Source organism: Arachnia propionica (assembly GCF_003859805.1).
GTDB classification, from domain to species: domain Bacteria; phylum Actinomycetota; class Actinomycetes; order Propionibacteriales; family Propionibacteriaceae; genus Arachnia; species Arachnia propionica_C.
In genome coordinates, this window is record NZ_RQZG01000025.1 from 1 (window position 1) to 15812 (window position 15812).

Consider the following 15812-nt stretch of genomic DNA (forward strand, 5'->3'; position numbering starts at 1 on the left):
GGGACGAGTCGGCCTGTAAGCCGGAGACTCCCTGCAACCTGCGAAAGACCCTTGTCAAACGACAGTTGACCCCTCCATTGGGGCCTGCTCGGGGCCTGGGCGCCCCAGCAGGGTGCCCCTGATCGCCTCCGCAGCGGCCTCCATCCGGTCCTCATCGGTGGCCCACAGGTGGCTGTACGTCGCCAGCGTCTCCGAGGCATCCGCGTGCCCCAACCTGGCGGCCACCGCCACCGGCGACAGGCCCGCCGCGATCAGCCGGGAGGCGTGGTAGTGGCGCAGCGCATGCCACCCCTGCCCTCTGCCCCCACCAACCACCTCACGGTACCGTCGCCACGTCTCCGACAGCCTCCCGCGGGTCCACACCCCGCCCCGAGGGGCGACGAACAGCAGCCCCTCCGGGCCCTCGCCGTGCTCCAGACGGTGCCGCTGCAGCACCTCGATCACGCCTTGCCCGACGCCGACCGTGCGCACCCCTGCCCTGGTCTTGGGCGGACCCCATCGGGGAGTTGCCGGGCTGGTGGAGGTCAGCTGTCGGTCGATGCGCAGCCGGGTGCCGATCACCCGATCCCAGGTCAGGCCCACCAGCTCGGACGGGCGCAGCCCCGAGGCGGCCCCGAGCAACACCATGCCCCGCAGCGGGGCGCTCACCGCCTCCAGTAGGGCCGTCACCTGCTCATCGCTGAGCGGCCGGATGCGCTCCCCCGGCTTCGGGGGCAGGCGAACCCCCTCGGCCGGGTTGCCTGCGAGCAGCCCATCCAGGCGCGCCTGCCTCAGGATCGAGGTGAGATGACTCCAGGCCACCCGGACCGTGGACGGCGCATGGGTGGCCGCCCAGTCGGAGACGACCTTCTGGAGTCTCGCCCTGGTCAGGTCCTCGAGCAGCACCCCGCCCAGGGCGGGTTTCAGCATCGACTCCACCCGGAGCTCCGTGGAGCGGCGGGTGGAGTCCCGGTAGTGCAGCTGCCCGGACAGCCACTGATCGGCGACCGCGGCGACGGTGACGCGGGGTGCGGTGAGTTGGGGACTCGTCTCGGAAACTGCGAGCCAGCGTTTCGCCTCGGCCTCGAAGGCGAACGCCTTGGCGCGGACGGTGCCGTCGGGGCGCTGGACACGGGCCTGCCAACGCAGCCCCTTCCCCCAGCGCGGGCCGCGCACCTTCCTGCCCGTCTCCGGGTTGCGCACCATCCACCGGTCCCTGACATGCCCCATGCGACCCATCATCGCACCAGGGTCCGACAGGGGCCGTCATGTCCTGTCAGGGAGCCCGGCCAGCCTGTCGAGGATCAGTCCCCGCTCGAGCTCCGTGAGCCCCTCCAGTCTCGCGAGCAGGGTGGGACGATCGACCCCGAGGAGCTCGGCCTGCTCCCCGGGATGGCGTGACCACACCAGGGCGTCAACGAGGTCGTCAAGCGGGATCAGGCGCCGGGCCGCCTCGGCATCGGCGATGCGCTCCTCCCTGCCCCTGGCCCACTCCGGAGCCGGTCCACGCTCGGCATGGATGATCTCGTGGGCGAGCACGCACCGGGCCTCCACGGCCGTCAGTCCGGGGTGCAGCACGATCCGGCGACCACCCCAGTCGCACCATCCCCGCACCGGCATCGCCTGCTGCTCCACCCGCCACCCCTCTGGCGCCTCCACTCCCCCAGTCATGCCCGAAAGGATGGCAGACGGGTATGACAAGAACGCCCCCTCACCTGATGCGAGGGGGCGTTCTTCGTGTTTCAGTCGGCCTTATGGTCGGGTTCTGCCTTCTGCTTCTCCCTGCGCATCGACAGCACCGGCTTGAGGAAGGAGCTGATGAGCATCACCGCAGGGAAGCCGATGAACGCCAGCCCGGCCTCTCGCCTGCCGAGCAGGAAGCAGATGAATGCGAACACGACGCACAACAGGGACAGGAGGGCCGCCCAAGCCTGGCCGTGCTTCGCCGTCTCGATCTCCCCGTCGGCCAAGCGATCCAGGCGCTTCTCTGGCCCGATGATCGTGGCCTCGATGATCTCAGCCGCAGCCCCTGGGACGAGGACGTCGTACTGCCTGAGGTGCTCCGGAAGGATGGGGCCCGAGTAGGACTGGTACTTCACGCCCCCGAAGAGCGCGTCGAAGGGGTCGCGTATGCCCGGGAGAGTTCCCTGTACTGGGCCATCTGGAAACGGCGCTGCTCCTCCAACCTCTGCCGGGTCGAGGTCAGGTCTGTGGACGGGAAGAGGCTGAGTGTCCCGAAGCCGCTCAGCAGGGCCAAGGACACCATGCGGATCATCCGGCGCGACTTCTTCATACTCTGATCCTAGCTCGCTTTCAGTCCTACCGCTGCCATTGCCCGGATTCGGGTCAGGGGAGCTCGACATCGACCCAACCGCTGTCGCCGGGGAATGCGGACCACTGGATAGTCAGCCCGTCGGCCTTCTTCGCCCCGAGGCACACCGGCCACTCAAGGGTCTTGCCCGGCAGGACGTCGGTGGTCGCGAGCTCGCAGCCGTTCTTGCTGTCGAACACTGTCGCCGCCGTAGCGGTGCCGGTGGTTCCCTTGAGGCTGAAGCCGAACGGGTTGAACGGCTCCCCGGCGTTGTTGGTGTAAGTGACGGTGAACTTGTAGAAAGCGTCGGCCTCGCCATCGATGTTGGCCGTGCCGTCGAGAGTGATCTCCTCAGGTGTGCTGATCGTCAGCGCGGAACCATCCTCCAGCGTGTAGGGCTCGCCGAGCTTGAACATGCCGCCACCGGTGTTGGTGGTGGGCTCTCCCTCGACAGGTCCGGCGTTGCTTGCGCCCTCCGACGGCGCAAGGGGATCGGCGGGCGCCACGGGCTCGGTGGCGGTCACCGTCACGGTCGGAGCACTCGCTGCCTGCTCTCCGCCCTTGCTGCCCGCCTGGCCCATCGCCACGCCGAGGATGAGGCAGATCGGGGCGGCGAGCCACGGCGATTTCCACCAGGGCTTCTTCTGCGGGGCCGGGGGCTGGGCAGGCGGGACGGGAGGGGTTGGCGCGGTCATGTCTTCTTCGATCCTTCCAGGCGCGGTCGGAGTCCCCTGATGGGACATCCATGGATTTCTGGCGTCAGCCTAACGGACGACCGGGCCAGATGTGCGACCGGGGGTCACCTCGGCTCCCAGTCGTCGTCCGGCTCCATCATCGGCCTGTCGTCGGCAGCCCCCGCCATGGGTTGCGCCTGGGCCTGGAGGTGTTGCTGCTTGATCTCCTGGAGGGATTGGGGCCGCTCGTTTTCGTTGCGCGAATCGGGGGTGCGGGTGGCGCGGATGCGGTCCTCAATTCGGTGCACGAACTCCGCAAAGGGGACTTCTAGCGCGTCGGCGATCTGGATCACCTGCCCGAGCGTGGGCTGCCTCTCCCCGCGCTCATAGCGGATGTACGTGATGCGCGACATGTTGGCGCGCTCGGCGACCTCCGCCTGCGACAGCCGCGCGGCGGCTCGCTCCGCCCGGATCGCCTCGGCGACAGCCTGGGCCGCCATTTCGACAGTGACACCGTTCATGTAGAGCACTGTATCCCCTCTTTGGATCAGCAGTGTTGCCGAATAGTGACACGCCGAGGGTTGCGAAGTAGCCGATCGGCCACTACTGTGTACCACATGGTTACACCACAGCACCGAGCGGATCAGCTCGCAGCATGCATGCGGGTGGCCGTCGAAGAGTCCGGAATCTCACGCAGAGAGCTGGCCCAGCGAACTGGAATTCCGCTCGTCACCCTGCAGAGAAGGCTGACGGCCCCTGGGGGGAAGCTCCAGGCCGCAGAGGCTTTCGCCATCGCCGACGCCCTCGCCACCCCCCTGTCCGGACTCGTGGCCCTCGCCGAATCGAGTACGACATGACCGACGATCTCCTCACCGCCGAGCAGGCTGCGAAACGGCTGGGCCTGGCAGAGCAGACCCTGGCCCAGTGGCGGTGGCTCGGCAAGGGGCCGGAGTTCGTGAAAGTCGGCAGCCGGGTTCGCTACCCGTCCGACTCCTTGGACCGCTGGTTGTCCACCAGGCAGAGAGGAGGGGAGCCGCCGCACAGCAGCGACTCCCCCGGCAGCGCTACTTCTTCGAGTCGCGCTCGATGACGGTGGTACGTGGGTGGCTCTTGGCATAGCTCTTCGTCACGTACCGCCCCGTGATGGCGCTACGAGCCCTTCCGGACCCGTGGCCTCCACCTCTGGATCGGGCCATCGTCTTCACCTCCTCTCTTGCCCGGTGGGCAACCAGCCCACCTACCCCCAAGTATCTCGATTTATCCCCACATGTAGGGGCAGCAACACGCTCAAGCCACCAGATGTAGTGGCCCAGGGCACGAAAAAGCCCCCACCTGCTCCACCAGGTGAGGGCCCCAAACCAAAGAAAGGTTCGACATGAACGAAATGATCCCGTTCACCTACGAGGATACCCCGGTCCGCGTCCTCACCATCAACGAGGCCCCGTGGTGGGTGGCTGCCGACGTTGCCACGCCCCTTGCGCTGGCCAACATCCGCTCCTCCCTGGCCCTCCTCGACGACGATGAGAAGGGTGTACACACTGTGGACACCCCCTCCGGTGCGCAGCAGATGGCCATCATCTCCGAAGCGGGGCTGTACTCCCTGATCCTCCGCTCCCGCAAGCCCGAGGCGAAGGCCTTCAAGCGCTGGGTCACCCACGAGGTCCTCCCCGCCATCCGCAAGACCGGCAGCTACAGCACCCAGCCCGCCCCGCAGCTGACCGGCAAGGAGCTCCTGGCTGCCGCCGTCCTCGAGGCCGCCGAGACGATCAAGCAGCAGGAGGCCCAGCTCGCCGCCCAGCGGGAGCAGCTCGACAGGGCGCTGCCGAAGGCGAACACCTGGGATGCGATCTGCTCCGGCCGCGGCGACCACACCATCACCGACGCCGCGAAGCTGTTGAGCTCCGCCGGGGTCGTCACCGGGCCGCGGAAGCTCCACGCCCAGCTGCAGGACCTGGGCTGGATCCACAAGGACCAGCGTGGCAGGTGGGCCGCCTACCAGGACCGGCTGAACGCCGGACTGCTGGCGGAGAAGGCCCGCCACTACCTCGACGACGACGGGGTGATGGTGACCGCCACCCCACAGGTCCGCGTCACCCCGAAGGGGTTGCAGCGGCTGCGTGAGCTGCTCGCCCCCATCGATGTCCCCCAGCTCACCGTGATCGAGGGGGGTCTGGCATGACCGCCCCGACCACCCACAAGATCCCCGCCACCAGCCGCAAGGGCTGGGTCGAGTTCGACGGCAACGCCGTCCTCCAGCTGCTGCGCACCGGCACCCTGCCCACCGGCAGCGGCAAGCCCGTCACCCGGAAGGGAGGGCGGAAGGCATGAGCGCCAACACCTCCTTGCTCCTCGCGGCCAACGCCCTCGGCAGCAACAGCCGAAGCATCGAAATGATCACCAAACGCCTGCGCCACGCTCTCGACGAGGGCGGCGACATCGACCCGGAGCTCCTCGAACTCCTGGAGCGGATCGCCAAGAACCTGGACGGGCTCTCCGTGGTGGTCGCGAAGGAGGCGCTGTCATGAGCGCCTTCAACCCGAGCAACTACATCGCGACCTGCCTCGACGAGAGCTGCGAGCTGTGCGACTACCCGGAGACCTCCAGCCTCATCCACCTGCGCCGAGGCCCCATCGCCGAGTACTGCCGCAACTGCGGCGGCTCATCAGGCGACACCGAGGCCGCCTTCCAGTGGCTGCTGGTGACCGGCGGGCCGCTGCGTCCCGGGTGCGGGCCGGAGTGGCGGGACGAGGAGGCGCTGTCATGACCGCCGCCGAGCCACTCCTCGACGCCCACCAGGTGGCCCAGCTCCTCGGCTGCACCCCCAGCAAGGTCCGAGCACTCAGGCGCACCCCCGCCTCCGGGCTGGCCGCGATCGACATCTCCAACGGGCGCGGCCGCCCCACCTGGCGGTGGCGGCCCTCCACCATCCAGACCTTCCTCCGCAACAGGAGGCAGCCGTGACCCGACCCACCCCGATCTGGAAGGAGAGCCTCGCCGACCGCGACCAGCTCCCCGCCCCCGACATCACCGAGGCCCAGCAGGCCGCCGTGTGGCGGCTCCTGGCCCGACACGACGCCAACGATCTCGCCGACATGCTCGGCCTGACGGAAGAAGCAACATCATGAAGGTCAACACCAGCACCGGCATCCACGCAATCCTCGTCCACCCCGACCTGGAGCAGGCACCCGAGTGGGTGACGTTCGCAGCCGAGGACCTCTCCGGCATGCGCCGCATCCTGGGCTGCCAGTGGGTCGAGCGCGTCACCACCCCCATCCCGGGGGTGTCGATGTGGGTCGATGAGGAAGGCGCTCTCGATCCCGAGGGTATCCACAACGCACACTGCTCCGCCATCCTCTACCCCGGCCGCATCGTCGGCCCTGCCCTGCTGACCGGTATCACCCCCATCGGGGAGGTCGCCAGCCTCAACGCGCAGCAGGTCGCCGCCCTCGCCGGTCGCGGCATCACCGTCCAGCCACGGCCGAGCCACCGCGCCGACCTGCAATGGCTGTCGGAGGAGGAGATAGTCGGGCTGACGGGGCGCGTCCGCAGGCGGATCGCCCAGCGCGACGGGGAGGTGACGGCATGAGCGAGTACTCCCGCGAGCTTGAGCGGGCCTTCTATCCGTCCTACGAGGAGGCCCTCCTGGACATGGTCTGCAAGGCCGAGGAGCTCACCGGAAAGCGGGCCAGCCCCGACCGCTTCCGCCACATGGTCCACCACGCCTACGCCTCTACGTGGCAGGCGGTCTGGTCTGACGCTCTCCTTGTGATGTGCGTCGAGGCGTGTCAGGCCCGGCAGTCGGTGCGCCGTCCCCGCCCCGCTTCCCGGCGGGAGTTGGACCGGATCGCCCGGAAGAGGGGGCTGTGATGCGCACCCTCTCCACCGCCGAAGCGGCTGAGCTGCTGGGCGTGTCGCCCCGGCATGTCGCCAAGCTGATCCGCCGTGGCGTCCTGCCCGGCTACCCCGTGATGACAAGCGGCGGCCGTGTCCTGCCCAGCCTCGATCAGCAGCCGGAGTTTGCACAGCTCCGCGCTGATCTGGAGTGGATGTCGGAGGAGGAGACGGCTGAGCTGATCGGCCACGTCCAGAGTCGGATCATCAACCGCCGACGGGGGGCGACGGCATGACCCTCCTCGAAACCTTGGCCCGCCTGAACGACCGCCTGGACGCCGTCATCGACCGGCACGTCCACAAACACCCGACCATCTGGATCATCGCCACCAGTCTGCTGATCGTGGCCGTGATCCTCGCCCTGAGAGGAGCGCTCCTGTGACGCACCGTGTGAAGCCGCCCAGAGGGGCAGTCAAGCTCACCGACCACCGGCCCGACGGGGGCTGGCAGGTGGACTGCGCCAACTGCGGATTCCACCACCCGCGCGCGCCGTTCGTCTCGACGAGGACGGATGCCGAAGAGGCCAAGCGGTGGCATCGATGCCCGGTCGAGGAGGTGGAGCGGTGAGCGCCCCGATCCTCTACATCGCCGGACCCATCACCGGCATCAAGAACCACGGGCGTCGCTTCGAGCGGGCCGCGATGGAGTTGGCGACCGCCGGATGCAACACCCTCAACCCGGCACGCAATCTCCCGAAGGCCAATCCGGGCCTGACCTCCGGGCTCGTGTCTCGGATGTTCCCGACCTGGCACGACTGGATGAGGGCGGGCCTCGCCCAGCTGATCGAGGCAGACGGTGTCGCCCTCCTGCCCGGCTGGGAGGACTCCGAGGGCGCCTCCTGGGAGAGGCGCATCGCCGAGGAGGTGCTCGCCATCCCTGCCCTGCCGATCGTCGACTGGGTCAGGCTTGGCGGACGCCTCCCGGAGCCCAGCGAGGGGGTGCGGCAATGACCGCCACCGACCGGCACCCGGACTGCCGCTGCCCCCAGGCGGTACACGTGCACGGCACCTCCACCACCTACGTCGTGCACCGCTGCCGCTGCGACCTGTGCCGCGCCGCGACCACCGAGCGTGCAGCGAAGCGCCGCCGCGCCCAGGCCTACGGCCGCTACGACCGGTTCGTCGACGGCGACCAGGTCCGCGCCCACCTGCGCTCCCTCATGGCCGCAGGGATGGGGTGGAAGCGCATCGCCGCCGCCGCAGGAGTCGCCCCTTCGACGGTGTACCCGATCCTCTACGGCCGCAACCTCGACGACCCGACCCATCCGCAGCACCGGCCACCCCGCACGCAGGTGACCCGGGAGGTGGCGGAGAAACTCCTCGCCGTCGCCCCCGAACTCGCCGAAGGGGCCCTGGTCGATGCGACCGGCACCAGGCGCCGCATCCAGGCCCTGGCCGCGATCGGGTGGACACTCGCCGAGCTCGGCGACCGGCTCGGGATACGCCGCTCCAACATGCGCCTCCACAAGCCGGATCTGCGGCACGTGACCGAGGGGACCCGCCGCGCCGTCGTCGCCCTGTACGACGAGCTGTGGGATCAACCTCCGGCGGGCCCGTCCGGGGACCGGATGCGGGCCTGGGCGGCAAGCCTGGGGTGGGTGCCGCCGATGGCGTGGGATGACGACCGGATCGATGATCCGCGAGCGCGGGCAGCCGGGGGGCTGTCCTCCATGGGGAGGAGGCGCGCCGACCTGGATGAGGCCGTGCGCCTCCTCGCCCAAGGGGAGTCCCGCAGCAACGTCGCCTCACGCCTCGGCATCTCCCTGCGCACCCTGCAGCGCCACCTCAGCAGGAGCGCACGTCACGACGAGGAGGTGGCGGCATGACACGCCCCTCGCAGTGGACCGACCACATCCGCGACCTCCTCGACCAGGCCTCCGACCAGCAGGTCCGCGCCTACACCGACCGGCTCCTCTCCCTCATCGGACAGGTCGCCGACGAGGGCCCCAGGACCCCGGTGTCCGACGTCATCGACGAGGCGGCCGCGCTCACCACAGAGATCCTCAACGACCCGGAAGGGGCCTGACATGGACACCGCCATTCGCTACGACCTCTCCAACGACTGCGACGTCTACGAGGCCCTGACCGACCTGGACCGGGCCGTCGAGGCCCTCCGGGAGATCCGCGACATGCACGTGCAGGTCGTCGACGGGCCACGCCTGATCTGTGGCCGGTGTGGGCACCTGTGGCCGTGCGAGCACGCCTCGGTGCTGCGAGACGTGGAGGACCTGCTGTGACCGCCCGCATCCTCGCCATCGACCCCGGCAATGAGCACTCCGCCTACGCGGTCATCGACGCCGACACCTGCTACCCGGTCGAGATCGGGAAGGTCGCGAACCAGCCACTCCGCCAGCACCTCGCCAACGGCACCCGATTCGCCGAGGCGCACGGCGCCATCGAGATGGTCGCCTCCTACGGCATGCCCGTGGGCCGGGAGGTCTTCGAGACGTGCGTGTGGATCGGCCGCTTCGTCGAGGTCCTCGCCCAGCGAACCGGCCGCGAACCCACCCTCGTCTACCGGCGCGACGTCAAGCTCCACCACTGCCACAGCCCCCGCGCGAACGACGCCACGATCCGACAGGCCCTCGTGGACCGCTTCGCCCCCGGACAGCCCAACCACGGCAAGGGCACCACCAAGGACCCGGGCTGGTTCCATGCCTTCAAGTCGGACATCTGGCAGGCCTACGCCCTGGCCGCGTATGTCGCCGACAAGCGGGCCGGGAGGTGGAGGTGATGGCGGTCAGGTCCCAGAAGAAATGTGCCGTGGCATCCTGCGATCGAGCCTCCCGGAGCAACGGGCTGTGCCCCCTCCACGTCGGTCGGATGCGCGCCGGGAAACCCGTCGAGGTCACCCCTCGGAACTCTCGCTACCGAACCATCGACGACCGCCTTTGGAGTCGATGTCACCGCGACGGTGGCGATGGCTGTTGGGTCTGGCAGGGCGCCGTCAACAACAAGGGCTACGGGACGACAACGCGACCGCGCACCCCCGGGCAGAAGGGGCGCTCAGGGCGCGTCTATGCACACCGCCTTGCGTGGGAGGAGAGCAGCGGTCCGATCCCTGAGGGCCTGGTGGTGGACCACATCTGCCACAACAGACGCTGCATCAACCCGCTGCACCTGCGTCTTGCGACACCAGGCCAGAACCTGGAGAACCGGAAAGGGGCAAGCGCCAACAGCAAGACGGGGCATCTCAACGTCTATCCGCACCCTCAGTGCGGGTACGTCGTCCAGGTGAAGCACAAGCACATCGGGGCGTTCAAAACGCTCGAAGACGCAATTCGGGCCGCCGCGGCGGCCCGCTCCCTGCTCGCCCCCTTCGCGAGCCCCGATGCGCGCCTGGAGGGGTGCCATGCGGCCGTTCAATGAACTCTGCACGTGGTGTTTCCCTCACCTGGTCCACGACGGCCCCTGCGCCCGCAGCATCCAGACCAGCGGCGGCAAGAAGCCGGCCGAAGCGCCCTGCCCCTGCCGCCGACACCTCTCGACAACCAGCCTGTCGGAAATCCCGACAGGTTCGCCAACTCCCACGAACCCTCCGGGAAGCCCGGACACTTCCCCCGACTGAAAGGCCATCATGTACGACTACAACGACCTCGTCGCCGAATACCTCGACCTGACGGAGCGGATCGCCTCCCTGGTGGAGCGCCGCGACCAGATCACCGGCATCCTCCGCACCCTCGACCAGGGCAAGCACGACTTCGCCACCGGCACCGTCACCGTCGGCAGGCCCAGCAGGCGCTTCAGCGCCGACGAGGCCGCGAAAGTGCTCCCCCCGAAGGTACTCCAGGACTGCACCGAGCAGGTCGTCACAGCCTCCAGGGCGAAGCAGATCCTCAGCCCCGTCCTGTACGAGCTGTGCAGCCCCGAGGTCGGTGCCGCCCGCGTCACCATCAAGCCCAGGTGAGACCCCTGATGTCTGACCTCACCCTCATCCCGCCAGTGCCGACGCACTGGCCCGCGGACCGCAGCGCCGAGGACGACTACTTCGCGGCGATCACCGACGCCATCGCGAACCACCCCCGCACCCTGCAGACCAGGATCGGGCCCTCCGAAATCGGCGACCCGTGCGCCCGACGCATCGGCTACAAGCTGCTCGGCATCGAGCAGCGACCCCAGGAGCCCAACTGGAAGGCCACCGTCGGAACCGGCATCCACGGCTGGCTCGAGGAGGCCTTCGACCGCGCCAACGAAACCTGGGCGCGCGCCATGGGTGGCGCCTGGGTCGAGCGGTGGCTGATCGAGGAGCGCGTCACCGTCGGGACCGACGCCGCCGGGGAGCCGATCACCGGCTCCTGCGACCTCTACGACCGACACACCCGCACCGTCATCGACCACAAGACGATCGGCCCCGCCCAACTCAAGAAGTACCGCTCCCAAGGCCCCTCCAGCACCTACCGCATCCAGGCCCACCTGTACGGACAAGGCTGGGCCAACGCGGGACTGCCACCCGAGCATGTCGCGATCTGCTTCCTGCCCCGGCAGGGTGAACTCCGAGACGCCCACTGGTGGAGTGAGGCATGGAACCCGGGCGTCGCAGCGCAGGCTCTCGAGCGGCTTCGCGGCATCCAACTCGCCACCGGCAACCTCGGCGCAGCGGCGCTGCCGCTGCTGGAGACCGCCCCCGAGTACTGCGAGCACTGCCCCTTCTTCAAGCCCAGGGCGGCCGACCTCACAGCAGGCTGCCCCGGCCATCCCGAGTCCCCCGCCAACCGCGGGGGCAACTCCCAGCCTGCCCTGTCGATCGACACGGGCACCCCACCCCCAGCCCTCTCCCTCGAGAGCGCCTGACCCCTCTGAAAGGAACAACCATGTCCATGCAGTCCATCGATCTCGCCTCCGGCGGCTCCGCCAGCTTCCCCTTCAACAACCACGGCGACTCCGTCACCGGCCGCGTCATCAGCCTGGAGGAGCTCCAGCAGACCGACCTCCAGACCGGGGAGCCGAAGACCTTCGACAACGGCCAGCCGATGATGATGTACCGCGTCGAGCTGCAGACCGAACTGCGCGACAGCGACCTCGACGACGGGGTCCGCTCCGTCTACCTGCGGGGCTCCCGAAAGCCCGAGTCCCAGTCGTCGCTGGCTGCCGTCCTCCAGGCCGTCCTCCAGGCCACCGGCCGCGCCGCCCTCACCGTCGGCGGCACCCTCACCCTCACCTACGTCGGTGACGGGCAGGCGAAGAACCGGGGCTTCAGCGCGCCGAAGCTCTACCGGGCCAGCTATCAGCCCCCCACGGTGAACCTCGACGCCCAGCAGGCCGCCCCGGCGGCCGCCGTCGCCGCGCCCGCTGCTGCCCCGGCGGCAAGCCCGTGGGCAACGCCTGCGCCCGCACCGGCTGCGCAGCAGCCCGCTGCACTGAACGCCGCACAGCTCGCAGCCCTCCAGGCCGCAGGGATCGACCCTGCGGCGCTCGGCGGCGGCGCAGCCTGACCCGCCACAGGCAGGGGCTCCGAATTCCCGGAGCCCCTGCTTCCCCTCTCGACACGAACCGATCGAAAGGAATCAGGGATGAGTGCCCCTGACCTCCAGGCCGCGCGCGACGCATGGCTCGCCGTCGGCGCCCTCCCTCTCCCCGCCGCCACCGACGGCACCAAACGCCCCGGCGTCAAGACGTGGCGCAACCTCCAGGACCCCGGCAACCGCCCCACCCCCGAGCAGCTCGACCAGTTGTGGGGCACGGACACCGACGGCATCGGCATCATCTGCGGCCGCGCCTCCGGCAATATCGAGATGCTCGAACTCGAAGGCGTCGCAGTCGCCGAGGGCTGGATGCCCCGCCTCCAGGCCGCCTTCACCGACCACGCCCAGAGGGAACTCTGGCAGCGTCTCGTCGGCGGATACATGGAGTTCACCCCCACCGGCGGTATCCACATCTACTACCGCATCGACGGCGACGTCCACGGCAACACCAAACTCGCCTCCCGCCCCACCACCCCCGACGAGCAGGCCCAGCACCCGGGGCAGCGCACCCGCGTCATGATCGAGACCCGCGGCGAGGGTGGATGGTCCATCGTCGCCCCCAGTCACGGCCGCACCCACCCCACCGGGGCAGCGTGGACGGCGCTGCCCGACCGCAGCCCCCGACAGATCGCGACCTTCACCGCCGACGAGCGCGACACCATCCACGCCATGTGTCGCCTCCTCGACGAAACCCAGCCCCCCACGACCTCCGCAACTGCGCCCGTGGCGCCCCCCGCTGCCGCACCCGTCGCCGGGGATCGGTTGCGCCCCGGCGACGACTTCAACGCCCGCGCCTCCTGGGCCGACATCCTCCAGCCCCACGGCTGGACCATCGACCACACCCAGGGCGGCACCACCTACTGGATCAGGCCCGGCAAGAAGCGCGGAGAAGGGGTCTCCGCCACCACCGGCCACAGCACCGACGGCGCGGACCGGCTCTGGGTCTTCTCCACCAGCACCGACTTCCAGCCCGAGATCCCTTACAGCAAGCTCGGGGCCTACGCCGTCCTTCGCCACGGCGGCGACCACTCCGCCGCCGCCTCAGCCCTCCACGCCCAGGGCTGGGGGGACCAGGAACCAGAATGGACCCTCACCCTCGAACCGGCCGCGCGCCCCGCATCCTCGGCGACTGGCCCACGAGCCGCAGGAGACGCGCAAAGCAATCCGCCTGAGACCATCGAGGCGAACGAAACCGCGCTCGCCGACGCCTTCGTCTCCCGCGTCGCCAACCAGGTCCGGTACTGCCCGCAGCGCAAGCAATGGCTCACCTGGGACGGCAGCCGATGGGTCTGGGACGAGGGGGAATATCACCGCGAACTCATCAAGCAGCTGGCCCGCCGCCTCCCTGCCGACGACAGGGCCGCAGCCGGATGGCGGCGCAAGATGCTGTCCGCCCAAGGTGTTGGCAGCATCGCCCGGCTCGCCCGCACCGACCCCCGCATCGTCGTCCATCTCGACCAGCTCGACGCGCAACCCTGGGAGCTCAACACCCCTGCCGGAATTGTCAACCTGCGCACTGGGGAGCTCTTGCCCCCGGACCCCGCCAAGCTCCACACCCGCTCAACGACCGTGGCCCCCGATTTCACCAAGTCGGCCCCACACTGGGAGACCTTCCTGGCAGCCACCTTCGGCGGCGACTCTGACCTCGTCGGGTATGTGAAACGTCTGGCTGGCGTGACCGCCATCGGTGAAATTGTCGAGCAACTCCTCAGTCTCGGCATCGGCTCCGGGGCCAACGGGAAATCGACCCTCCTCGATGCACTCTCGGAGGTCCTCGGGCGCGGAGAACGGGGATACGCCATCGCTGCCCCCGCCGAGATGCTCATGGCCCGCCGCCACAGCGAGCATCCGGCGGAACTCGCCCAGCTCGCCGGGGCCCGTCTGGTGGTCTGCTCCGAGCTGGAGGATGGCGCTCGCTTCGCGGAGGCCCGGATCAAGCAGCTGACCGGCCGCGACGCCATCAACGCTCGCCACATGTACGGTTCCCCCTTCACCTTCATGCCGTCTCACACCCTGTGGCTCATTGCCAACCACAAGCCAGCCACCTCGGCGGGCGGCCCTGCGTTCTGGCGTCGCCTCCAAACCCTCCCCTTCCAGCACGTTGTCCCCGAGGGGCAGCGAGATCCTGAGCTGCCCGCCAAGCTCCGCTCCGAGGGGCCGCAGATCCTCGCATGGATCATCCAGGGGGCTGCAGAATGGGGGCAAGGAGGGCTCAGGCCTCCCACCGCCGTCCGCGCAGCCACTCAGGAGTACCGGACCTCCGAGGATACCCTGCAGCGATTCGTGGACGAACAGTGCCATCTCGCCCCCGGCAGCCAGTTGGTCCAAGTGCGCAGCAGTGTGCTGCGGGACGCCTACGAACGGTTCTGCCGCGACATGGGAGACGAGCCGATGCGTGGTAAGCGATACATCCAGGAGCTTCGCGACCGCTTCGGCGTCACCTTCGCGAAGGGCGCGAAAGGCGCTCGCTTCTCCCAGGGCATCACTCTCCTGAGTGACGAAGAAGAGGAAGGGCGTGGCGACGACGCGGATTGGCGGCTCATCTCATGACCGCCACCTGCGCCACCCAGCTGCGCACGAAGTCGCAACCCAAGCGCCACCTGCGCCACCCAGCTGCGCACGAAGTCGCAACCCAAGCGCCCGCCACCTGCGCCACCCAGCTGCGCACGAAGTCGCAACCCAAGCGCCACCTGCGCCACCCTTCAAGACACCTTTGCGTCAAGTGTCCCCATGGGTGGCGCTTGGGTGGCGCTTGGGTGGCGCATCAACGAAGGACGCGCCACCCAAGTCGAACACCCGTCAAAACCACTCCGACAAGGAGAGACACGCCCGAGTGCGTTGCAAGGGTGGCGCAGGTGGCGCATCTTTGCAGGAAAAGTCCATCTATCGCGTGCGCGCATCACGCGCAATCAAAAAGTTCCGGAAGACGCGCCACCCCGCCACCTGCGCCACCCATAGAGACACTCCGTCCCAAAGAGCTCGCCCCGAACCCACACTCAAGGACCTCGACCGCCATGACCCAGGACACCCTCTTCGACGCCCCGCCCATCCAGGCCGCCGGCCCCAAGCCCCGCCGAACCGTCGTCCACCCCTACCACTGGACCGACGCCGCCGGATGGCGAGCCACAGCACAACACCGATGCCCCCACTGCCGAGCCCACATCCTCACCGGCCTCGACCAGGACCAGTGCGCCATCCAGGCAACCGCAACCGCAACCCCGCTCACCCCACTCGGCGAAGCCCTCCACCAACTCGCCGACATCCCCACCTACACCCTCACCCGCCACAGCAACCGAGGAACCAAACTCACCCGACGACGAGCCGAGAACATCGCCCAGCAGCCCGCAGGCAGCCCCAGGATCGACGTACTCCCCGCCCACCGATGCAACCCACCCCCCATGCCCCCTGAGGCCTTCACGGCCCCGACAGTCGCCCCGCCCGCTTCCCTCACCGCACCCCGCAACAGTCCGCCCCCGTTCTAGCCCCAAGGAGAAGC

At 69.0% G+C, this 15812-nt stretch carries 29 protein-coding genes; 23 read left to right on the forward strand and 6 right to left on the reverse strand.

Features of this window, described 5'->3' with window-relative positions; translation table 11 throughout:
- Nucleotides 1–54: 54 nt before the first annotated feature.
- The 6 genes from EII34_RS14855 to EII34_RS14880 form a co-directional block, all read right to left on the reverse strand.
- Entirely contained in the window at nt 55–1209 is a 1155-nt protein-coding gene (locus EII34_RS14855; RefSeq protein WP_185711378.1) for a tyrosine-type recombinase/integrase, read from the reverse strand.
- 36 nt (nt 1210–1245) lie between these two features.
- The gene (locus tag EII34_RS14860) at nt 1246–1650 is read right to left on the reverse strand and encodes an ImmA/IrrE family metallo-endopeptidase (protein ID WP_124845954.1); all 405 of its coding nucleotides are present in this window, start codon (nt 1648–1650) and stop codon (nt 1246–1248) included.
- Nucleotides 1651–1721: 71 nt separating this feature from the next.
- Nucleotides 1722–2078, reverse strand: coding sequence for a hypothetical protein (locus EII34_RS14865; RefSeq protein ID WP_124845955.1), 357 nt, complete (start codon nt 2076–2078; stop codon nt 1722–1724).
- Nucleotides 2075–2272 carry a hypothetical protein gene (locus tag EII34_RS14870; protein WP_124845956.1) on the reverse strand — a complete coding sequence of 66 codons (198 nt, stop codon included), beginning with the start codon at nt 2270–2272 and terminating at the stop codon, nt 2075–2077. The genes EII34_RS14865 and EII34_RS14870 overlap by 4 nt, the downstream gene beginning before the upstream one ends.
- 53 nt (nt 2273–2325) lie before the next feature.
- Nucleotides 2326–2985 carry a hypothetical protein gene (locus EII34_RS14875; protein WP_124845957.1) on the reverse strand — a complete coding sequence of 220 codons (660 nt, stop codon included), beginning with the start codon at nt 2983–2985 and terminating at the stop codon, nt 2326–2328.
- 104 nt (nt 2986–3089) lie between these two features.
- Nucleotides 3090–3485, reverse strand: coding sequence for a helix-turn-helix domain-containing protein (locus EII34_RS14880; RefSeq protein ID WP_124845958.1), 396 nt, complete (start codon nt 3483–3485; stop codon nt 3090–3092).
- Nucleotides 3486–3817: 332 nt separating this feature from the next.
- On the opposite strand from EII34_RS14880, the gene EII34_RS14885 reads away from it, so the two are divergent.
- From EII34_RS14885 to EII34_RS14980, 23 genes are all read left to right on the forward strand, one after another.
- On the forward strand, nt 3818–4054 hold the full coding sequence (locus EII34_RS14885) for a helix-turn-helix transcriptional regulator (RefSeq protein WP_124845959.1): 237 nt from the start codon (nt 3818–3820) through the stop codon (nt 4052–4054).
- Nucleotides 4055–4339: 285 nt separating this feature from the next.
- Nucleotides 4340–5143, forward strand: coding sequence for a phage antirepressor KilAC domain-containing protein (locus EII34_RS14890; RefSeq protein WP_124845960.1), 804 nt, complete (start codon nt 4340–4342; stop codon nt 5141–5143).
- Entirely contained in the window at nt 5140–5292 is a 153-nt protein-coding gene (locus tag EII34_RS16105; protein WP_185711379.1) for a hypothetical protein, read from the forward strand. Before EII34_RS14890 ends, EII34_RS16105 begins: the two co-directional genes overlap by 4 nt.
- Nucleotides 5289–5489, forward strand: coding sequence for a hypothetical protein (locus EII34_RS14895; RefSeq protein WP_124845961.1), 201 nt, complete (start codon nt 5289–5291; stop codon nt 5487–5489). Before EII34_RS16105 ends, EII34_RS14895 begins: the two co-directional genes overlap by 4 nt.
- The gene (locus tag EII34_RS14900; protein WP_124845962.1) at nt 5486–5728 is read left to right on the forward strand and encodes a hypothetical protein; all 243 of its coding nucleotides are present in this window, start codon (nt 5486–5488) and stop codon (nt 5726–5728) included. The genes EII34_RS14895 and EII34_RS14900 overlap by 4 nt, the downstream gene beginning before the upstream one ends.
- On the forward strand, nt 5725–5925 hold the full coding sequence (locus EII34_RS14905; RefSeq protein ID WP_124845963.1) for a MerR family transcriptional regulator: 201 nt from the start codon (nt 5725–5727) through the stop codon (nt 5923–5925). The genes EII34_RS14900 and EII34_RS14905 overlap by 4 nt, the downstream gene beginning before the upstream one ends.
- Complete coding sequence (locus EII34_RS16110; protein ID WP_185711380.1) at nt 5922–6089, forward strand: hypothetical protein; 168 nt, start codon at nt 5922–5924, stop codon at nt 6087–6089. Before EII34_RS14905 ends, EII34_RS16110 begins: the two co-directional genes overlap by 4 nt.
- Nucleotides 6086–6550 carry a DUF3846 domain-containing protein gene (locus EII34_RS14910; RefSeq protein WP_124845964.1) on the forward strand — a complete coding sequence of 155 codons (465 nt, stop codon included), beginning with the start codon at nt 6086–6088 and terminating at the stop codon, nt 6548–6550. Before EII34_RS16110 ends, EII34_RS14910 begins: the two co-directional genes overlap by 4 nt.
- Nucleotides 6547–6831 (forward strand): hypothetical protein, encoded by a 285-nt coding sequence (locus EII34_RS14915; protein ID WP_124845965.1) that lies wholly within the window; start codon nt 6547–6549, stop codon nt 6829–6831. Before EII34_RS14910 ends, EII34_RS14915 begins: the two co-directional genes overlap by 4 nt.
- Nucleotides 6831–7091 carry a helix-turn-helix domain-containing protein gene (locus EII34_RS14920; protein WP_124845966.1) on the forward strand — a complete coding sequence of 87 codons (261 nt, stop codon included), beginning with the start codon at nt 6831–6833 and terminating at the stop codon, nt 7089–7091. Before EII34_RS14915 ends, EII34_RS14920 begins: the two co-directional genes overlap by 1 nt.
- The gene (locus EII34_RS16115) at nt 7088–7237 is read left to right on the forward strand and encodes a hypothetical protein (RefSeq protein WP_185711381.1); all 150 of its coding nucleotides are present in this window, start codon (nt 7088–7090) and stop codon (nt 7235–7237) included. The genes EII34_RS14920 and EII34_RS16115 overlap by 4 nt, the downstream gene beginning before the upstream one ends.
- Nucleotides 7234–7422, forward strand: coding sequence for a hypothetical protein (locus tag EII34_RS14925; protein WP_124845967.1), 189 nt, complete (start codon nt 7234–7236; stop codon nt 7420–7422). Before EII34_RS16115 ends, EII34_RS14925 begins: the two co-directional genes overlap by 4 nt.
- Nucleotides 7419–7805: a DUF4406 domain-containing protein gene (locus EII34_RS14930; protein WP_185711382.1), complete on the forward strand. Its 387-nt coding sequence runs from the start codon at nt 7419–7421 to the stop codon at nt 7803–7805. Before EII34_RS14925 ends, EII34_RS14930 begins: the two co-directional genes overlap by 4 nt.
- The gene (locus EII34_RS14935) at nt 7802–8680 is read left to right on the forward strand and encodes a helix-turn-helix domain-containing protein (RefSeq protein ID WP_124845969.1); all 879 of its coding nucleotides are present in this window, start codon (nt 7802–7804) and stop codon (nt 8678–8680) included. Before EII34_RS14930 ends, EII34_RS14935 begins: the two co-directional genes overlap by 4 nt.
- The gene (locus EII34_RS14940) at nt 8677–8880 is read left to right on the forward strand and encodes a hypothetical protein (protein ID WP_124845970.1); all 204 of its coding nucleotides are present in this window, start codon (nt 8677–8679) and stop codon (nt 8878–8880) included. The genes EII34_RS14935 and EII34_RS14940 overlap by 4 nt, the downstream gene beginning before the upstream one ends.
- A gap of 1 nt (nt 8881) precedes the next feature.
- Nucleotides 8882–9091 (forward strand): hypothetical protein, encoded by a 210-nt coding sequence (locus EII34_RS14945; protein ID WP_124845971.1) that lies wholly within the window; start codon nt 8882–8884, stop codon nt 9089–9091.
- Nucleotides 9088–9588: a hypothetical protein gene (locus tag EII34_RS14950; RefSeq protein WP_124845972.1), complete on the forward strand. Its 501-nt coding sequence runs from the start codon at nt 9088–9090 to the stop codon at nt 9586–9588. Before EII34_RS14945 ends, EII34_RS14950 begins: the two co-directional genes overlap by 4 nt.
- A gap of 89 nt (nt 9589–9677) precedes the next feature.
- Nucleotides 9678–10223 (forward strand): HNH endonuclease signature motif containing protein, encoded by a 546-nt coding sequence (locus EII34_RS14955; RefSeq protein ID WP_124845973.1) that lies wholly within the window; start codon nt 9678–9680, stop codon nt 10221–10223.
- 208 nt (nt 10224–10431) lie between these two features.
- The gene (locus tag EII34_RS14960; protein WP_124845974.1) at nt 10432–10761 is read left to right on the forward strand and encodes a hypothetical protein; all 330 of its coding nucleotides are present in this window, start codon (nt 10432–10434) and stop codon (nt 10759–10761) included.
- An 8-nt stretch (nt 10762–10769) separates the two neighbouring features.
- Nucleotides 10770–11645 (forward strand): hypothetical protein, encoded by an 876-nt coding sequence (locus EII34_RS14965; RefSeq protein ID WP_124845975.1) that lies wholly within the window; start codon nt 10770–10772, stop codon nt 11643–11645.
- Nucleotides 11646–11665: 20 nt separating this feature from the next.
- The gene (locus EII34_RS16120; RefSeq protein WP_185711383.1) at nt 11666–12286 is read left to right on the forward strand and encodes a hypothetical protein; all 621 of its coding nucleotides are present in this window, start codon (nt 11666–11668) and stop codon (nt 12284–12286) included.
- A gap of 78 nt (nt 12287–12364) precedes the next feature.
- On the forward strand, nt 12365–14866 hold the full coding sequence (locus EII34_RS14975) for a phage/plasmid primase, P4 family (protein WP_124845976.1): 2502 nt from the start codon (nt 12365–12367) through the stop codon (nt 14864–14866).
- Nucleotides 14867–15330: 464 nt separating this feature from the next.
- A complete protein-coding gene (locus EII34_RS14980) occupies nt 15331–15798 on the forward strand; it encodes a hypothetical protein (protein ID WP_124845977.1) in 468 nt (155 codons plus the stop codon).
- The last annotated feature ends 14 nt before the right edge of the window (nt 15799–15812 follow it).

What these genes read in the sequence shown, in the direction of transcription:
- EII34_RS14905 (WP_124845963.1), top strand. Translation starts at nt 5,725, where the DNA reads ATGACCGCCGCCGAGCCACTCCTCGACGCCCACCAGGTGGCCCAGCTC.
- EII34_RS14975 (WP_124845976.1), top strand. Translation starts at nt 12,365, where the DNA reads ATGAGTGCCCCTGACCTCCAGGCCGCGCGCGACGCATGGCTCGCCGTC.
- EII34_RS14855 (WP_185711378.1), bottom strand. Translation starts at nt 1,209, where the DNA reads ATGGGGCATGTCAGGGACCGGTGGATGGTGCGCAACCCGGAGACGGGC.
- EII34_RS16115 (WP_185711381.1), top strand. Translation starts at nt 7,088, where the DNA reads ATGACCCTCCTCGAAACCTTGGCCCGCCTGAACGACCGCCTGGACGCC.
- EII34_RS14980 (WP_124845977.1), top strand. Translation starts at nt 15,331, where the DNA reads ATGACCCAGGACACCCTCTTCGACGCCCCGCCCATCCAGGCCGCCGGC.
- EII34_RS14910 (WP_124845964.1), top strand. Translation starts at nt 6,086, where the DNA reads ATGAAGGTCAACACCAGCACCGGCATCCACGCAATCCTCGTCCACCCC.
- EII34_RS14890 (WP_124845960.1), top strand. Translation starts at nt 4,340, where the DNA reads ATGAACGAAATGATCCCGTTCACCTACGAGGATACCCCGGTCCGCGTC.
- EII34_RS14915 (WP_124845965.1), top strand. Translation starts at nt 6,547, where the DNA reads ATGAGCGAGTACTCCCGCGAGCTTGAGCGGGCCTTCTATCCGTCCTAC.
- EII34_RS14900 (WP_124845962.1), top strand. Translation starts at nt 5,486, where the DNA reads ATGAGCGCCTTCAACCCGAGCAACTACATCGCGACCTGCCTCGACGAG.
- EII34_RS14945 (WP_124845971.1), top strand. Translation starts at nt 8,882, where the DNA reads ATGGACACCGCCATTCGCTACGACCTCTCCAACGACTGCGACGTCTAC.
- EII34_RS14960 (WP_124845974.1), top strand. Translation starts at nt 10,432, where the DNA reads ATGTACGACTACAACGACCTCGTCGCCGAATACCTCGACCTGACGGAG.
- EII34_RS16120 (WP_185711383.1), top strand. Translation starts at nt 11,666, where the DNA reads ATGTCCATGCAGTCCATCGATCTCGCCTCCGGCGGCTCCGCCAGCTTC.
- EII34_RS14955 (WP_124845973.1), top strand. Translation starts at nt 9,678, where the DNA reads ATGCGCGCCGGGAAACCCGTCGAGGTCACCCCTCGGAACTCTCGCTAC.
- EII34_RS14895 (WP_124845961.1), top strand. Translation starts at nt 5,289, where the DNA reads ATGAGCGCCAACACCTCCTTGCTCCTCGCGGCCAACGCCCTCGGCAGC.
- EII34_RS14860 (WP_124845954.1), bottom strand. Translation starts at nt 1,650, where the DNA reads ATGACTGGGGGAGTGGAGGCGCCAGAGGGGTGGCGGGTGGAGCAGCAG.
- EII34_RS16105 (WP_185711379.1), top strand. Translation starts at nt 5,140, where the DNA reads ATGACCGCCCCGACCACCCACAAGATCCCCGCCACCAGCCGCAAGGGC.
- EII34_RS14880 (WP_124845958.1), bottom strand. Translation starts at nt 3,485, where the DNA reads ATGAACGGTGTCACTGTCGAAATGGCGGCCCAGGCTGTCGCCGAGGCG.
- EII34_RS14875 (WP_124845957.1), bottom strand. Translation starts at nt 2,985, where the DNA reads ATGACCGCGCCAACCCCTCCCGTCCCGCCTGCCCAGCCCCCGGCCCCG.
- EII34_RS14870 (WP_124845956.1), bottom strand. Translation starts at nt 2,272, where the DNA reads ATGAAGAAGTCGCGCCGGATGATCCGCATGGTGTCCTTGGCCCTGCTG.
- EII34_RS14885 (WP_124845959.1), top strand. Translation starts at nt 3,818, where the DNA reads ATGACCGACGATCTCCTCACCGCCGAGCAGGCTGCGAAACGGCTGGGC.
- EII34_RS14940 (WP_124845970.1), top strand. Translation starts at nt 8,677, where the DNA reads ATGACACGCCCCTCGCAGTGGACCGACCACATCCGCGACCTCCTCGAC.
- EII34_RS14935 (WP_124845969.1), top strand. Translation starts at nt 7,802, where the DNA reads ATGACCGCCACCGACCGGCACCCGGACTGCCGCTGCCCCCAGGCGGTA.
- EII34_RS14965 (WP_124845975.1), top strand. Translation starts at nt 10,770, where the DNA reads ATGTCTGACCTCACCCTCATCCCGCCAGTGCCGACGCACTGGCCCGCG.
- EII34_RS14920 (WP_124845966.1), top strand. Translation starts at nt 6,831, where the DNA reads ATGCGCACCCTCTCCACCGCCGAAGCGGCTGAGCTGCTGGGCGTGTCG.